Below are 15,015 nucleotides of genomic sequence, written 5' to 3'. Positions count from 1 at the left end.
CTACAGCCGGCCGAAGTGGCCGGCCGCGAAGTCGGACAGCCGTCGCGCCGCGACCGACAGGTAGGCGTCCTCGCGCCAGACCAGGTTCAGGATGCGGTGACAGTCCGGGACGTCGAGGTGCAGCCAGACACCCGGGATGTGGGTGACGGAACGCGAGAACGCGGGCACCAGGCCGATGCCGAGGCCCGCGCTGATGAGGTCCCCGGTCGCGCCTGGCTCGTCGCTCTCGCAGGTGTAGTAGGGACGCAGGCCGGCCGCCGCGAACAGGCGGTCGGCCAGCTCCCGCGGCCAGTAGCCGGGGCGGGTGGTGACGAACGGTTCGCCCGCGAGGTCCGCCATCCCCGCCCGCTTCCGCCCGGCGAGCCGGTGCCCGACCGGCACGGCGAGCAGCACCTCTTCGCGCAGCAGCTCCCGCGAGCGCAGGTCCGGCCCGGGCAGGGGCTGGGACGCGAAGCAGAGGTCGACCTCGCCGGCGCGCAGCTGGTTCGCCATCTCCGTGGCCGAGGACTGGTAGAGCCGGATGTCGACGCCCGAGTGCGCGGCGCGGAACTCGGTGATCAGCCCGGTGAGCGTGAGCAGGGTTTCCGCGGCGACGGCGACGCTGCCGTGCTCGAGCCCCGCGGCATCGGCGAGCTCACGGCGGGCGTCGTCCAGCTCGGCCAGCACCCGGTCGACGCGGCGGAGGAAGCCGGCGCCGAACCGGTTGAGCCGCAACCCGCGGCCTACCCGGTCGAACAGCGGGACGCCGAGGTCGGCCTCGAGCCGGGCGATCGCGCGGCTCAGCGAGGGCTGCGCGACGCGGAGTTCCGCGGCCGCCTGGCTGAGGTGCTCGCGACGGGCGACGGCCTGGAAGTAGCGAAGCTGAAGCAGGTCCATTCATAGCCCTGACGTCATGACTCGATGTCGATTCCGGTCTTGGACAGCATAGAACGACGGTCCTAGCGTCGATCGTGTGATCAAGACAGAAGGGGTGGTGCGCGGGTTCGTCACCCTGCACGCCATCGCGATCTTCGGCCAGCCGGTCTTCGCGGGCAGTTACCTGGTCGGCGACTACGGCATGCTGGCGCTGCACCGCTTCGGCGCGAACCTCGTCTTCGCCGTCGGGCTGGCGCAGCTGCTGCCGACGGCGTGGCTGTGGTGGCGCGGCGGGCCGCGCTGGCCGTTCCTGGCGAGCCTGCTGCTGGTGCTCGGCGAGACCGCGCAGTACTTCGCCGGGATGGCCGGCGCGCTGGACCTGCACGTCCCGCTCGGGGTCGCCCTGGTGACCTCGGCCGTGGTCATGCTGATCGCGGTGTGGCGATGAGCGGACTGTCCCGGCGCCGGTTCCTGGGCCTGACCGGCGGCGCGGGGGTGGTCCTCGCGGCCGGGCTCGCCGGGCCGCGGCTGCTCGGCCGCGCCGCGGCCACCGGGGAACTGCTCACCAGCGAAGTGCCCCTGCCCGCGCCGTTCCAGGTCCCGCTGCCGCTCCCCGCCGTGCTGCGGCCGGTCGCCCGCGACTCCGGCGCCGACCACTACGAGATCGTCCAGCGGCCGGCCACCGCGGAGATCCTCCCCGGCCTGCGCACGCCGATCTGGGGTTATCAGGGGACCTTCCCGGGGCCCACGATCGAGTCCCGACGCGGCCGGACGGCGATCGTCCGGCACCGGAACGAGCTCCTGGTCCCGACCGTGGTGCACCTGCACGGCGGCCGCACACCCCCGGAGTCCGACGGCTACACCACCGACCTCGTGCTGCCGGCGGGCGGCTGGCGCGCGACGCACTCGGGCATGCTCGACCCGGACGCGAAAGTCACCCGCGGCGTGCGCGACTACGTCTATCCACTGCGGCAGCGCGCCGCGACGCTCTGGTACCACGACCACCGGATGGACTTCACCGGCCCGGCCGTCCACCGCGGCCTGGCCGGGTTCCACATCGTGCGCGACGCCGAAGAGGACGCGTTGCCGCTGCCGCGTGGTGAGCGGGAGCTGCCGCTGATGATCACCGACCGCGCGTTCGCCGCGGACGGTTCGATGCGCTACCCCTCGCGCGACTCGACGTTGAGCACCGTGCCCGGGGTCGAGGAGCCCTACGTCGCGGGCGTGCTCGGCGACGTCGTCCTGGTGAACGGCGCGCCGTGGCCGATCGCCGAGGTGTCCGCGACACGGCATCGGCTGCGCGTGCTCAACGCGTCCAACGCGCGCCGCTACGACCTCGCGCTCGACCCGCCGCCACCCGGCGGCCCGGCGTTCACGCAGATCGGCTCGGACCAGGGCCTGCTCGACGCGCCGCGCGCGCACGACCACCTGCCGATCGCGCCGGCCGAGCGATACGACCTGGTCGTCGACTTCGGCCGCTATCCCGTGGGCACCGAAGTCACGCTGCTCAATCGGACAGGCTCGGGGAGCACCGCGTACGTCATGCGGTTCCGCGTCGCGCGTCGCGGCGCCGAGGACAGCCACATCCCGGACCGGCTGAGCGTGCTCGAACCGCTCAATCGGACACAGGCGGGAGTGACGCGGGAGTTCTCCTTCCGCGGCGCGCCGTCCGGGGACGGGCACGGCTGGCTGATCGGCGGGCAGCCGTACTCGCCGTCCCGGATCGACGCGCGGCCGCGGCTCGGCGACGTCGAGGTCTGGCGGTTCGTCGCGGACCTGCACCACCCGATCCACCTGCACCTCGTGCAGTTCCGGGTGCTTTCGCGCGGCGGCCGCGAGCCCGGGCCGTTCGACGCCGGGCTCAAGGACACCGTCGATCTGCGGCCGGGCGAAGCCGTGGAGGTGATCGCGCGCTTCGACGGGTACCGGGGGCGCTACATGTTCCACTGCCACAACGCGGAGCACGAAGACATGGGCATGATGGCCAACTTCGAGACCCTCTGAGCCGAATGTGAAAAACCTTCATGGCGGCGTACCGGCGGTACGTACTACGCTGCGGTAACCACAGCAACGGCGCGGAGGAGAGGCTGTCGATGGGCGACGTGGCGGCACGGCTGGCCGAGATCGTCGGGGACAAGAACCTGCTGACCGGCGAGGCGATTTCCGAGGACTACGCGCACGACGAAGCGTTGACCGCGGAGCCGCAGAAGCCCGCGTACGTCGCGAAGCCGGCAACCCCCGAAGAAGTCGCGGAGCTGCTTAAGGCCGCTTCGGAGTTCAACGTCCCCGTCACCGCGCGAGGCTCCGGAAGCGGCTTGTCCGGCGCCGCGCGGCCGCGCGCGGACGGCCTGGTGATCTCCTTCGAGCGGATGAACGCGGTGCTCGAAGTCGACACCGGGAACCACGTCGCCGTCGTGCAGCCGGGCGTCACGCTCGCCGAGCTCGACGCCAAGACCGCCGAAGCGGGCCTCTCCTACACCGTCTACCCCGGCGAGCTGAGCGCGAGCGTCGGCGGGAACGTCGGCACCAACGCCGGCGGGATGCGCGCGGTGAAGTACGGCGTCACCCGCAACAACGTCCTGGGCCTGCAGGCCGTGCTGCCGACCGGCGAGATCCTCCGCACCGGCGGCAAGACGTCGAAGGTATCCACCGGATACGACCTCACCCAGCTGATCATCGGCTCCGAAGGCACCCTCGCGCTGGCCACCGAGATCACCGTCAAGCTGCACCCGCGGCTCACGCACGGCGCCACGGTGCTCGCCCCGTTCGGCGACCTCGCCCAGGTGATGGCCGCTGTGCCGGCGATCCTCTCCAGCGGGCTCGCGCCGCACATCCTCGAGTACATCGACAACCTGACGATGGCCGCCATCGTCTACAACGAGAAGCTCGAGCTCGGCGTCCCGGACAAGATCCGCGAAACGTGCGAGGCCTACCTGGTCGTCGCGCTGGAAAATCGCGAGGGCGAACGGCTCACGGAGGACGTCGAGACCGTCGGCGAGCTGCTCGGCGAACTCGGCGCGGTCGATGTCTACGTCCTCGAAGGGCCCGCCGCGCGCAAGCTGATCGAAGCGCGTGAAAAAGCCTTCTGGACCGCGAAGGCGGCCGGCGCCGACGACATCATCGACGTCGTCGTGCCGCGCACCGCGATGCCGGAGTTCATCGCGAAGTCGCGCGAACGGGCGATGGCCGCGGGCGGCGGCGCGCTCGGCTGCGGCCACGCCGGCGACGGCAACGTCCACTTCGGCATCTTCTGCAAGGACGCGGGCAAGCGGAAGCAGCTGCTCACCGACATCTTCGCCCACGCCATGGAGCTCGGCGGCGCGATCTCCGGCGAACACGGCCTCGGCCGCACCAAGGCGCCGTACCACCAGGACCTCGAAGATCCGGCGAAGCTCGAATTGATGCGCCGGATCAAGCAGAGCTTCGACCCCGCCGGGATCCTCAACCCCGGCGTTCTCTTCCCCGAAGGAACCGCATGAGCGAGCTGAACGGCGCCCAGTCCCTGATCCGCACGCTGGTCGACGCCGATGTCGAAGTGTGCTTCGCGAACCCCGGCACGTCGGAGATGCACTTCGTCGCCGCCCTCGACTCCGTGCCCGAGATGCGGGGTGTGCTCGCGCTGTTCGAGGGTGTCGTCACCGGCGCCGCGGACGGGTACGCGCGCATCGCGGACAAGCCGGCCGCGACACTGCTGCACCTCGGCCCGGGCCTCGGCAACGGCTTGGCGAACCTGCACAACGCGCGCCGCGCGAACACGCCGATCGTCAACGTCGTCGGCGACCACGCGACCTACCACAAGCAGTACGACGCGCCGCTGGAGTCGGACATCGAGGCCGTCGCGGGCTCGCTGGAAGGCTGGGTGCGCCGCTCGGAGCACACGAAGGACGTCGGCGCGGACGCCGCCGCCGCGGTCGCCGCCGCGCAGGACGCGCCCGGCCGCGTCGCGACGCTGATCCTGCCGGCCGATGCTTCGTGGGGTGAGGGCGGCGAGACGTGCGCGCCGATCCCGCCGCGGGTGCCGCAGGCCGTCGACGCCACCACCGTCAAGGACGTCGCCGCGGTGTTCGGCGCCGGCGAGCCGGTGGCGCTGCTCGTCGGCGGGAGCGCGTGCCGCGAGGAGGGCCTGCGCGCGGCGAGCCGGATCGCGGCCGCGACCGGCGCGAAGGTGTTCGTCGAGACGTTCCCGTCCCGGCTCGAGCGCGGCGCGGGCCTGCCGGCGATCGAGCGGCTCGGGTACCTCGCCGAGCAGGTGACCTACCAGCTCGACGGGATCAAGCACGTCGTCGTCGCGGGGACGAAGGCGCCGGTGTCGTTCTTCGCCTACCCGGGCAAGCCGAGTGATCTCGTGCCCGAAGGCGCGCAGGTGCACACGCTTGCGTCCGTCGGCAAGGACGTCACGCGCGCGCTGAACGAGGTCGCGGACCTCGTCGCCGCGGACACCGAGCCGGTGCTGCAGGAGGCGTCCCGGCCCGCGCTGCCGAGCGGCCCCCTGACGCCGCAGAACTGGGTCGACGTCATCGGCGCGCTGCTGCCGGAGAACGCGATCATCGCCGACGAGGCCAACACGTCCGGCCTGCTGCTCCCGACCGCGACGGCCGGCGCCCCGCGCCACGACGTCCTGACGCTCACCGGTGGCGCCATCGGCTACGGCATGCCGGTGGCGACCGGAGCTGCCGTCGCGGCGCCAGACCGGCCGGTGCTGAACCTCCAGTCGGACGGCAGCGCGCTGTACACGATCTCCGCGCTGTGGACGCAGGCTCGGGAGAACCTGAACGTCACGACGGTGCTGCTCAACAACCGCGCGTACGCGATCCTGCGGCTGGAGCTGCAGCGCGTCGGGGCGCAGGGCGGGCCGAAGGCGAACGAGCTGCTCGACCTTTCGCGCCCGGACATGGACTTCGTGAATATCGCGGAGGGCATGGGCGTCCCGGCGACGCGCGCGACGACCGCCGAGGAGCTCGCGGAGCAGCTGCAGCGGGCGTTCGCCGAGCCCGGCCCGCACCTCATCGACGCGGTGGTGCCGCCCCTGCTCTGAATCGGACTATTCTCCCCGCACACCCTCGACCCGGGAGCGGCGGATGAGCGAAGACGAACACGCGAAGCGGGGCATCGACCTCGAGAGACCGAACGCGGCGCGCGTGTACGACTACATGATCGGCGGCGAGCTGAACTACGCCGTCGACCGGATGTTCGCCGACCGGATCCTGGGGGTGCTGCCGAACGCGCGGCACATGGCGCTGGTCAACCGGGCGTGGTTGCGCCGCGCGGCGAAGTTCGCCGCGGAGCAGGGCGTCCGGCAGTTCCTCGACATCGGCTCCGGGATGCCGACGGTCGGGCACGTGCACGAGGTCGTCCAGGCCGTCGACGCCACTGCACACGTTGTATACGTCGACAACGAACCGATCGCGGTCGCGCACAGCGAGATCGTGCTGGAGGACAACGACAACGCGGCGATGGTGCAGGCCGACGCCGAGTATCCGGACGAGGTGCTGGAGCACCCGACCACCCGGGCGATGCTGGACTTCAGCGAGCCGGTGATGGTGATCATGGCGGCGTTCGTGCACTTCATCCCGGATTCACGGGACCCGGCCGGCCTGATCGGCGCCTACCGCGACGTCCTCGCGCCGGGCAGCTACCTCGCGCTGTCGTCGGGCACGTGGGAAGGCCAGGGCGAGGAGTCGCAGCGTTCGGTTTCGCTGTACGAGAAGAGCGGCACGCCCCTGACCCTGCGGTCACCCGACGAGCTGCGGGCGCTGGTGAAGGGTTTCGAGATCCTGCCGCCGGGAGTGGTGTTCACACCCGAGTGGCGTCCGGACGAGCCGCTCGAGGACCCGCCGGAGCTGTCGGGCGGGCTGGCGCTGGTGGCGCGCAAGGAGCGCGGATGACCGACGAGCACGCGCCGCGCGGGATCGACTTCGACAAGCCGAATGCGGCGCGCGTCTACGACTACCTGATCGGCGGCAAGCTGAACTACGCCATCGACCGGATGTTCGCCGAACAGATCCTGGCCGTGCGGCCGGAGTCGCGCGACCTGGCGCTGCTGAACCGGCGCTGGCTGCGCCGGGCCGTGCGCTTCGGCGCCGAGCAGGGAATCCGCCAGTTCCTCGACATCGGCTCCGGGATGCCGACGGTCGGGCACGTGCACGAGGTCGTCCAAGCCATTGACGCCACTGCACACGTTGTATACGTCGACAACGAACCCGTCGCGGTCGCGCACAGCGAGATCGTGCTGAAGGGCAACGACAACGCCGAGATGGTCCAGGCCGACGCCGAGATCCCCGCGGACGTGCTCGAACACCCGACGACCGAGCGGCTGCTGGACTTCGACCGGCCGCTGATGGTGATCATGGCCGCGTTCATCCACTTCGTCCCGGACTCGCGCGACCCCGCCGGCCTGGTCGCGGCCTACCGGGACGTGCTCGCGCCGGGCAGCTACCTGGCGCTGTCGTCGGGCACGTTCGAGGGGCAGGGCGAGGAGGTCCGCCGCGCGGCGGAGATGTACCAGAAGAGCGGGACCGAGGTCGTGGCGCGGTCGAAGGCGGAGCTGGCGGCCCTGCTGGACGGCTTCGAGCTGGTGCCGCCGGGGATCGTCTTCACCCCGCAGTGGCGGCCGGACGACCCGGCCGAAGTGGGTGCGCACCCGGAGCTGGCGAGCCAGCTGGCGCTGGTGGCGCGGAAGGTCTAGCGATGCGCTGGGTGTACGTCGTCGCTCATCCGGAGGCCACGCACCACGTCGAGCGCCGGGTCGGCGGGTGGTTCGACTCGGCGTTGACCACGCGTGGCCGGGTCGACGCGCAGGCGATCGCGGAGCGGCTGCGGGAGCTGATCCCGCCCGCGGCGCGCGTCGAGCTGTACAGCTCCGACCTCCGGCGCACGGTCGAGACCGCTTCGCCGATCGCGAGCGTCTTCGGGGTCGACGCCGTGCTCCTGCCCGAACTGCGGGAGAAGTCCTACGGCATCGCGGGCGGACTACCGCAGTCCTGGCTCGACGAGCGGTTCGTCCCGCCGCCGGCCACGGGCGAGCGGCTCGACCACGACGAGGGGATCGAGGGCGCCGAGACCAAGCTCGAGTGGGTGACGCGCGTGTACCGCGGCATGGACCGCGTCCGGGCCGGGACCGCCGAGCACCAGGTGATCGTCACCCACGGCGGCTCGCTGAGCTGGGTCGTCGCGGCGTGGCTCGGCCTGCCCGTCGCGGCGTGCGCGCACGCCGCGTTCCGCTCGAGCGCCGGGGGCATCACGGTGCTGGGCGAGGACGACCGCTTCCACAACCGCACGCTGCACACGCTGAACGACGTCGATCATCTGGTGACGACGCCGCTGCCCTGGGTGTCCGGCTATTCTCGCGGCAGACCTGACTCCGGGAGCGGCGGATGAGCGAAGACGAGTACGCGCGGCGGGGCATCGACCTCGACAAGCCCAACCCCGCGCGGGTGTACGACTACATCCTCGGCGGCGAGCTCAACTACGCCGTGGACCGGATGTTCGCCGAGCAGGTGCTCGCCGCGCAGCCGAACGCCCGCGAACGCGCGCAGCTCAACCGCCAGTGGCTGCGCCGGGCGATCCGGTTCGGGATGGACCACGGCATCCGGCAGTTCCTCGACATCGGCTCGGGCATGCCGACCGTCGGGCACGTCCACGAGGTCGCGCAGGCGATCGACCCGACCGCGCGGGTCGTGTACGTCGACAACGAGCCCGTCGCGGTGGCACACAGCGAGATCGTGCTGGAGGACAACGAAAACGCGGCGATGGTGCACGCCGACGCCGAGTTCCCGGACGACGTCCTCGAGCACGACACCACCGAGACGATGCTGGACCTGGACCAGCCGGTGATGGTCGTGATGGCGTTGTTCGTGCACTTCATCCCGGACGAGCGCGACCCGGCCCGGCTGGTCGCCGCCTACCGCGACGCGCTCGCGCCCGGCAGCTTCCTCGCGCTGTCGTCGGCGACGCCGGAGCAGCAGAGCGACGGCACCGCCCGCGCGGTCGCGATGTACCAGAAGAGCGCGAACCCCGTGACGCCGCGCACCGCGGACGAGCTGCGCGCGCTCGTCGACGGCTTCGAGATCCTCGACCCGGGCGTCGTGTTCATCCCGCAGTGGCGGCCCGACGACCCCGCGGACGTGCCGGCGAACCCGGCGGAGTGCGGCGGGCTCGCGCTGGTGGCGCGCAAGAACTAGCCGACACCCACCAGCTCGGGCGCCACCTTCGTCTTCGGGACCAGCGCCGCCAGCAGCACGCCCGTCAGCGCGGCGAGCGCCGCGACCGCGAACGTCGCGCGGAAGCCGAACAAGGACGGCACCGACAGCCCGCCGACGGTGATCGTCAGCTGGGCCAGCATCGCCGCCATCACCGCGCTCGAAATCGCCGTGCCGACCGAGCGCATGAGGGAGTTCAGGCCGTTCGCGGACGCGGTTTCGGTGACCGGCACCGAGCCCATGATCAGCGCGGGCATCGCCGCGTAGGCGATGCCGACACCGGCGCCGATGATGACCGACGCCGTGATGAGCTCGAACGCGTTGTCCATCAGCACGATCGCGAACACGTACCCGACGGCGATCACCAGCGCGCCGCTCATCAGCGTCGGGCGCGGGCCGAGCCGGGTGATGAGGCGCGCCGACACCGGCGAGAGCAGCATCATCACGAGGCCGTTCGGCGCGAGGGACAGCCCGGACTCCACCATGGTCTGGCCGAGCCCGTACCCGGTCGACGCCGACGCCTGCAGCAGCTGCGGGAACGACAACGCCATCGCGTACATCGAGAACCCGACCATGATCGACGCGAGGTTCGTGAACAGCACCGGCCGGCGCGACGACACCCGCAGGTCGACCAGCGGGTCGCGGCGCCGCAGCTGGTAGGCGCCCCAGCCGAGCAGGATGACGACGGCCGCCGCGGCGAGCCCGAGCGTCGGCGCGCTGGTCCAGCCCCACGTCGCGCCCTTGACCACCGGCAGCAGCAGGCAGAGCAGCCCGGCGGCCAGCCCGAACGCGCCGAAGTAGTCGAACGGCGCGGGCGTGCGCACCGGCGACTCGGGCACGAACTTGGCGATCAGCAGCACGAAGACGAGCCCGAGGCCGGCGGCCATCCAGAAGAGGACGTGCCAGTCGGCGTTCTCCGCGACGACGGCCGCGACCGGCAGCCCGATCGCGCCGCCGACGCCGAGCGTCGCGCTCATCAGCGAGATCGCGCCGCCGACGCGTTCGGGCGGCAGCTCGTCGCGCATGATGCTGATGCCGAGCGGGATGACGCCCATCGCGCAGCCCTGCAGGCCGCGGCCGAGGATGTGCAGCGCCAGCTCGCTCGACGTCGCGGACACGACGGAACCGGCGATGAGCAGCGCGAGGCTGACGAGGATCATCCGCCGTTTGCCGTAGAGGTCACCGAGCCGCCCGCTGACCGGCGTGATGACCGACGCGGCCAGCAGCGTCACGGTGACCACCCACGACGCGTCGGCCGGCGAAGCGTTCAGCAGCCGCGGGAACACCGGGATCAGCGGCACGACCAGCGTCTGCATGAACGAAGCGACGAGCCCACACGCCGCGAGCACCACGACGATCGCCCGCGCGGACCGCCCGGGACCGGACACCAGCACACCCCCAGTGTGAAATCAGTGCAGTGTGAAATTAGTACGCATCATGCAACTTCATGCACTGTACCTACGGGATGGCGGGTTTCCGACCGATCGGGGATTCGTCACAACCAGGTGCGGACCCCGCCGTGGCCGGAGCAGGTGCCCGAGCGGTGCTGGCTGTAGCTGTAGGTGCCGTCCTTGCACTGCGCGGTGGCGCCGGCCGGGTTGTCGCTGGGCCGGTGGACGCAGTTGCCGCTCGAGTTGACGTAGTAGTCGCCGCCGCACGTCGCGGGCTTCGGCGCGGCCTGCGCAGTGGTCTTCGGCGCGGCCTTCGGCTTGGCGACCGCGGTCGTCTTCGGTGCGACGGCCTGCGCCTGCGTCGAGGTGACCGGCGCTTCGGAAGTGGTGACAGGTGCTTCGGTCGTGACCGGGGCGGCCGAGGTGGGCGTTGTAGAAGTGGGCGTTGTATACGAAGTCGACGGTGCATCCAGAACCCCGACATTGCCCGGCGCCTTCGACGGCACCGTGCCGACGCCGCAGCCCGCGACCAGCAGGCCCGCGGCCAGGATCCACCCCAGTTTCTTGCTCACGAGAACTCCTTAGCAACACGAATCAATGCCGCCGTAGTCGCTGGCCCGGAAGCGTTTGTTACGCCACTTAGACTCGGACGTATGCGGCGTTACCTACCCGAGTCCGCGGTCACCGTCGCGGTGCTCGTCGGGTCGTTGTTCGCCGTGCTCAACGACGGGGCCAAGCCTCCGCACCACGCCGTCGCCGGGTGGGTGCTGACCGTTCTCGCGTGTGCCGCGATCTTCTTCCGGCGGCGGTACCCGCTGAGCGTCGCCGGGTTCACGCTGGCCTGCTGCGCCCTCTACTACCCGCTCACCGATCCCGACGGGCTCGTCCTGCTCGCCTTCGCGTATGCGTTGTATACAGCCGCGGCGGCGGGGCGGATCCGGGGTGCCGCGCTGCTCGTCGTCGCCGCGATGGCCGGGGTTGCCGTCGGAGAAATCAGCTCGCGGAGCGGGCGGCACGTCGACAACTTCGCGTTCTTCCTGATGACCGGCTGGTTCGTCGCGCTCGTCGCCGGGGGCGCCGTCGCGCACTACCGCGCCGAGGCCGAGCGCACCAAGGAGGCCGAGGCGCGGGCGCGCGCCACCGACGAACGCCTGCGCATCGCCCGCGAGCTGCACGACGCGCTCGGGCACCACCTGGCGCTGATCAACGTCCAGGCCGGCGCCGCGCTGCACCGGCGTGATCCCGGGCAGGCCGAGGAAGCCCTCGGCGCCATCAAGGACGCCAGCAAGACCGCGCTCCAAGAGCTGCGCGCGACACTCGGCATGCTCCGCCAGACCGAGCCGGGCCTGTCGCGGGTGGCCGAGCTGGCCGAGTCGGTGGGCGCGTCCGGGCTCACCGTGCGCACCGAGATCGACGGCGTCGCGCGGGAGCTGCCGCCGGACGTCGAGCACGCCGCCTTCCGGGTGGTCCAGGAGGCACTGACGAACGTCGCGAAGCACGCGGCCGCGAAGACCGTCGTCGTCCGGCTCGGCTACCGCGCCGACGAACTGTCCGTGCAGGTCGACGACGACGGCCGCGGTGGCGACGCCCCGCAGGGCAACGGCATCCGCGGCATGGCCGAACGCGCGCGGGCGCTCGGCGGCGAGGTGACCGCGTCGCCGCTGGAAAACGGCGGCTTCCGCGTGCGCGCGCGGCTGCCGGTGCGATGATGAGCCGATGATCCGGGTCCTGCTCGTCGACGACCAGCGGCTGGTCCGCGCCGGCTTCCGGTCCATTTTGGACGGCGAGGAGGACATCACGGTCGTCGCCGAGGCCGCTGACGGGCGCGAGGCGCTGCAGGCCGCGCACGAGCACCGGCCGGACGTCGTGCTGATGGACATCCGGATGCCGGTGCTCGACGGCCTCGCCGCCACCCGGCACCTCCTCGAAGACCCGGGCGTGCGCACCAAGGTCGTCATCCTCACGACGTTCGACCTGGACGAGGACGTCTACGGCGCGCTGCGCGCGGGCGCCAGCGGGTTCCTGGTCAAGAACACCGAGCCCGAAGAACTGATCCACGCCGTACGCGTTGTATACCGTGGCGACGCACTGCTCGCGCCGTCGATCACGCGGCGGCTGATCTCGGAGTTCGCCGCGCGGGTCACCCGGCCGTCGCCGCCGGCGGCGCTCGACCGGCTCACCGACCGCGAACGCGAGGTGCTGTCCCTGGTCGCGGCGGGCCTGTCGAACGACGAGATCGCGCGGGAGCTCACCCTCAGCCCGGCGACGGCGAAAACGCACGTCAGCCGCATCATGACCAAGACCGGCGTGCGTGACCGCGCCCAGCTCGTCGTGCTCGCTTACGAGTCCGGCGCGGTCACGCCGCGCTGGCTGACCCCCTAGCCGTACTCCCCCGGCAGTACGGGAAACGCCTTAGGGGACAACGCCGGGAGCACGGCAAGTGTCCTCCGCCGCGCGACGCGCGGTAGTGCCCTCGCCGCGAATCCTTGTCCCCCATGGACACCATCACTCGCCCCACCGGGGGAAGCCTGGCGAGACTGGCCTGGTGGGCGCAACGCCACCGCTGGCTAGCCGTCGCGCTCTGGGCCCTGGTCCTCATCGGCGTCACGTTCACCGCCCGCCTCACCGGCGACGCGTTCCACGACGACAACTCGCTGCCCGGCACCGAATCCCAGCAGGTCGTCGATCTGCTGGCGGGCACCGCGCAGTCCGGCGCGAGCGCGCAGATCGTGCTGAAGGCCGACGGCGGGCTCCCCACGCAGCGCGCCGCGGTCGAAAACATCCTGGGAAATGTCCGATTGCAGCCGCACGTGCGGTCGGTGACCGAGCCGACGCTGTCGTTTGACGGCCGGATCGGCTACGCCACCGTCACCTTCGACGCGGCCTCGACCGACCTCCCGTACGACGACATCGTGAAGTTCGCCGACGCCGCGAAGCCGGCAGGTCCGGTCGAAGTGGCGCTCGCCGGGGCTCCGGTCGAACGGATTTCCGGGGGCGGCGGGCCCGCGGAAGGCGTCGGGCTGCTGGCCGCGCTGGTCATCCTCGTGTTCCTGTTCCGCTCGCTGCTCGCGGCCGGGCTGCCGGTGATCACCGCGGTGTTCGCGGTGGGCAGCACGCTCGGCGTGATCACGGTCGTCTCGCACTACGTCGACATCGCCAGCTACACCTCGCCGCTGATGATGCTGGTCGGGTTCGGCGTCGGCGTCGACTACGCCCTGCTGATCTTTTCCCGCTACCGCACCGAAATCCTCGCCGGCCACGACCGCGACGCGGCCGCCCGGCGCGCCCTCGACACCGCCGGCCGCTCGGTGCTGTTCGCCGGCACGACGGTGATCATCGCGCTGCTCGGCCTGCTGGCGCTCGGGCTCGGCGGGTTGCGCGGGGTGGCCGTGGCGGTCGCGCTCACCGTCCTGATGACGATGCTGGCTTCGGTGACGCTCCTGCCCGCGCTGCTGTCGTTGTTCGGCAGGCGGCTCGAACGCGGGATCCGCAAGCACGCCGCGCGGCGAGAGCACGGCAAGGCGTGGCGACGCCTCGCCGACGCCGTCCAGAAGCGGCCCGCGGCTCCGCTCGCGATCGGGCTGCTCGTCCTCATCGGGCTCTCGCTGCCGGCCGCGGGCCTGCGGCTCGGGTTCGCCGACGCGGGCACCGACCCGGCGGGATCGACGACGCGGCAGGCGTACGACCTGCTGGCCGAGGGCTTCGGGCCGGGCTTCAGCGGCCCGCTCGCGGTCGTCACCGAAGACGGCGACCCCGGCGCGCTGCAGCAGAAGCTCGCGTCGACACCCGGGATCGCGCAGGCGTTGCCGCCGATGGGCCGGACCGTCCTCGCGTTCCCGACGACGTCGCCGCAGGACACCGCGACCGCCGACCTCGTCACGCGCCTGCGGACCGACGTCCTGCCCACGCTGCCCGGCCACTACCTCGTCGGCGGCTCGGTGGCGGCCGCCACGGACTTCGCCGGCGCCGTCGCCGACCGGCTGCCGCTGTTCGTGCTGGTCGTCGTCGGCTTGTCGGCGCTGCTGCTGATGGTCGTGTTCCGGTCGATCCTCATCCCGCTGAAGGCGGCGCTGCTGAACCTGCTGAGCATCGGCGCCTCGCTCGGCGTCATGACGCTGGTGTTCGGCGACGGCTGGTTCGGCGCGCAGCCCGGCCCGATCGAGGCGTTCGTGCCGGTGATGATCTTCGCGATCGTCTTCGGGCTGTCGATGGACTACGAGGTGTTCCTGGTGTCCCGGATGCACGAGGAGTGGCGGCGCACCGGCGACGCGCGGCTGGCGGTGCGCGAAGGCCTCGCCTCGACCGGCGGCGTGATCACCGCGGCCGGCGCGATCATGGTGCTGGTGTTCGGCGCGTTCCTCCTCGATCCGTCGCGGATGCTCGCGCAGTTCGGGCTGGGCCTGGCGGTCGCGGTGCTGCTGGACGCGCTGGTGATCCGCTGCCTGGTCGTCCCGGCGATCATGCGGCTGCTCGGCGCGCGGGCGTGGTGGCTGCCGCGGTGGCTGGACCGCCGGCTGCCGCACGTCGCGCTGGAACCCCAGGTGTAAGGCCTGATCCCACGAACGCGGTTG

Annotated in this window: 14 protein-coding genes; 11 read left to right on the top strand and 3 right to left on the bottom strand. The window is 71.7% G+C overall.

Annotation, left to right across the window (positions count from 1 at the left end):
- On the bottom strand, window positions 1-876 hold the full coding sequence (locus M8542_RS02635; protein WP_257918331.1) for a LysR family transcriptional regulator: 876 nt from the start codon (window positions 874-876) through the stop codon (window positions 1-3).
- A gap of 76 nt (window positions 877-952) precedes the next feature.
- On the opposite strand from M8542_RS02635, the gene M8542_RS02630 reads away from it, so the two are divergent.
- The 8 genes from M8542_RS02630 to M8542_RS02595 all read left to right on the top strand — a co-directional run bounded on the left by M8542_RS02630 (window position 953) and on the right by M8542_RS02595 (window position 9,035).
- A complete protein-coding gene (locus tag M8542_RS02630) occupies window positions 953-1,303 on the top strand; it encodes a hypothetical protein (RefSeq protein WP_257918330.1) in 351 nt (116 codons plus the stop codon).
- The gene (locus tag M8542_RS02625) at window positions 1,300-2,859 is read left to right on the top strand and encodes a multicopper oxidase family protein (RefSeq protein WP_257918329.1); all 1,560 of its coding nucleotides are present in this window, start codon (window positions 1,300-1,302) and stop codon (window positions 2,857-2,859) included. Before M8542_RS02630 ends, M8542_RS02625 begins: the two co-directional genes overlap by 4 nt.
- 89 nt (window positions 2,860-2,948) lie before the next feature.
- Window positions 2,949-4,334: an FAD-binding oxidoreductase gene (locus tag M8542_RS02620; protein WP_257918328.1), complete on the top strand. Its 1,386-nt coding sequence runs from the start codon at window positions 2,949-2,951 to the stop codon at window positions 4,332-4,334.
- Window positions 4,331-5,890, top strand: a complete 1,560-nt coding sequence (locus tag M8542_RS02615; RefSeq protein WP_257918327.1) for an acetolactate synthase large subunit — start codon at window positions 4,331-4,333, stop codon at window positions 5,888-5,890. The genes M8542_RS02620 and M8542_RS02615 overlap by 4 nt, the downstream gene beginning before the upstream one ends.
- Before the next feature lie 43 nt (window positions 5,891-5,933).
- On the top strand, window positions 5,934-6,740 hold the full coding sequence (locus M8542_RS02610; protein WP_257918326.1) for an SAM-dependent methyltransferase: 807 nt from the start codon (window positions 5,934-5,936) through the stop codon (window positions 6,738-6,740).
- Window positions 6,737-7,540, top strand: coding sequence for an SAM-dependent methyltransferase (locus M8542_RS02605; protein ID WP_257918325.1), 804 nt, complete (start codon window positions 6,737-6,739; stop codon window positions 7,538-7,540). Before M8542_RS02610 ends, M8542_RS02605 begins: the two co-directional genes overlap by 4 nt.
- A gap of 2 nt (window positions 7,541-7,542) precedes the next feature.
- Window positions 7,543-8,232 carry a histidine phosphatase family protein gene (locus M8542_RS02600; RefSeq protein ID WP_257918324.1) on the top strand — a complete coding sequence of 230 codons (690 nt, stop codon included), beginning with the start codon at window positions 7,543-7,545 and terminating at the stop codon, window positions 8,230-8,232.
- Window positions 8,229-9,035 (top strand): SAM-dependent methyltransferase, encoded by an 807-nt coding sequence (locus M8542_RS02595; RefSeq protein WP_257918323.1) that lies wholly within the window; start codon window positions 8,229-8,231, stop codon window positions 9,033-9,035. Before M8542_RS02600 ends, M8542_RS02595 begins: the two co-directional genes overlap by 4 nt.
- On the opposite strand, the gene M8542_RS02590 is transcribed toward M8542_RS02595, so the two are convergent.
- Window positions 9,032-10,447 (bottom strand): MFS transporter, encoded by a 1,416-nt coding sequence (locus M8542_RS02590; RefSeq protein ID WP_257918322.1) that lies wholly within the window; start codon window positions 10,445-10,447, stop codon window positions 9,032-9,034. The genes M8542_RS02595 and M8542_RS02590 overlap by 4 nt on opposite strands.
- Before the next feature lie 101 nt (window positions 10,448-10,548).
- The gene (locus M8542_RS02585) at window positions 10,549-11,016 is read right to left on the bottom strand and encodes a DUF3761 domain-containing protein (protein ID WP_257918321.1); all 468 of its coding nucleotides are present in this window, start codon (window positions 11,014-11,016) and stop codon (window positions 10,549-10,551) included.
- 81 nt (window positions 11,017-11,097) lie between these two features.
- On the opposite strand from M8542_RS02585, the gene M8542_RS02580 reads away from it, so the two are divergent.
- From M8542_RS02580 to M8542_RS02570, 3 genes are all read left to right on the top strand, one after another.
- A complete protein-coding gene (locus M8542_RS02580) occupies window positions 11,098-12,153 on the top strand; it encodes a sensor histidine kinase (protein ID WP_257918320.1) in 1,056 nt (351 codons plus the stop codon).
- A 7-nt stretch (window positions 12,154-12,160) separates the two neighbouring features.
- Window positions 12,161-12,826: a response regulator gene (locus M8542_RS02575; RefSeq protein WP_257918319.1), complete on the top strand. Its 666-nt coding sequence runs from the start codon at window positions 12,161-12,163 to the stop codon at window positions 12,824-12,826.
- Window positions 12,827-12,939: 113 nt separating this feature from the next.
- Window positions 12,940-14,991 (top strand): MMPL family transporter, encoded by a 2,052-nt coding sequence (locus M8542_RS02570; protein WP_257918318.1) that lies wholly within the window; start codon window positions 12,940-12,942, stop codon window positions 14,989-14,991.
- Window positions 14,992-15,015: the final 24 nt, after the last annotated feature.

It is taken from the genome of Amycolatopsis iheyensis (genome assembly GCF_024703995.1).
Taxonomy (GTDB): Bacteria; Actinomycetota; Actinomycetes; order Mycobacteriales; family Pseudonocardiaceae; genus Amycolatopsis; species Amycolatopsis iheyensis.
Note: the sequence above shows the minus strand (reverse complement) of the source record. Positions and strands in the feature narration are given on the sequence as shown.

Coding starts and splice junctions, on each gene's coding strand:
- M8542_RS02635 (WP_257918331.1), bottom strand. CDS start 876: ATGGACCTGCTTCAGCTTCGCTACTTCCAGGCCGTCGCCCGTCGCGAG.
- M8542_RS02625 (WP_257918329.1), top strand. CDS start 1,300: ATGAGCGGACTGTCCCGGCGCCGGTTCCTGGGCCTGACCGGCGGCGCG.
- M8542_RS02620 (WP_257918328.1), top strand. CDS start 2,949: ATGGGCGACGTGGCGGCACGGCTGGCCGAGATCGTCGGGGACAAGAAC.
- M8542_RS02615 (WP_257918327.1), top strand. CDS start 4,331: ATGAGCGAGCTGAACGGCGCCCAGTCCCTGATCCGCACGCTGGTCGAC.
- M8542_RS02610 (WP_257918326.1), top strand. CDS start 5,934: ATGAGCGAAGACGAACACGCGAAGCGGGGCATCGACCTCGAGAGACCG.
- M8542_RS02605 (WP_257918325.1), top strand. CDS start 6,737: ATGACCGACGAGCACGCGCCGCGCGGGATCGACTTCGACAAGCCGAAT.
- M8542_RS02600 (WP_257918324.1), top strand. CDS start 7,543: ATGCGCTGGGTGTACGTCGTCGCTCATCCGGAGGCCACGCACCACGTC.
- M8542_RS02595 (WP_257918323.1), top strand. CDS start 8,229: ATGAGCGAAGACGAGTACGCGCGGCGGGGCATCGACCTCGACAAGCCC.
- M8542_RS02580 (WP_257918320.1), top strand. CDS start 11,098: ATGCGGCGTTACCTACCCGAGTCCGCGGTCACCGTCGCGGTGCTCGTC.
- M8542_RS02575 (WP_257918319.1), top strand. CDS start 12,161: ATGATCCGGGTCCTGCTCGTCGACGACCAGCGGCTGGTCCGCGCCGGC.
- M8542_RS02570 (WP_257918318.1), top strand. CDS start 12,940: ATGGACACCATCACTCGCCCCACCGGGGGAAGCCTGGCGAGACTGGCC.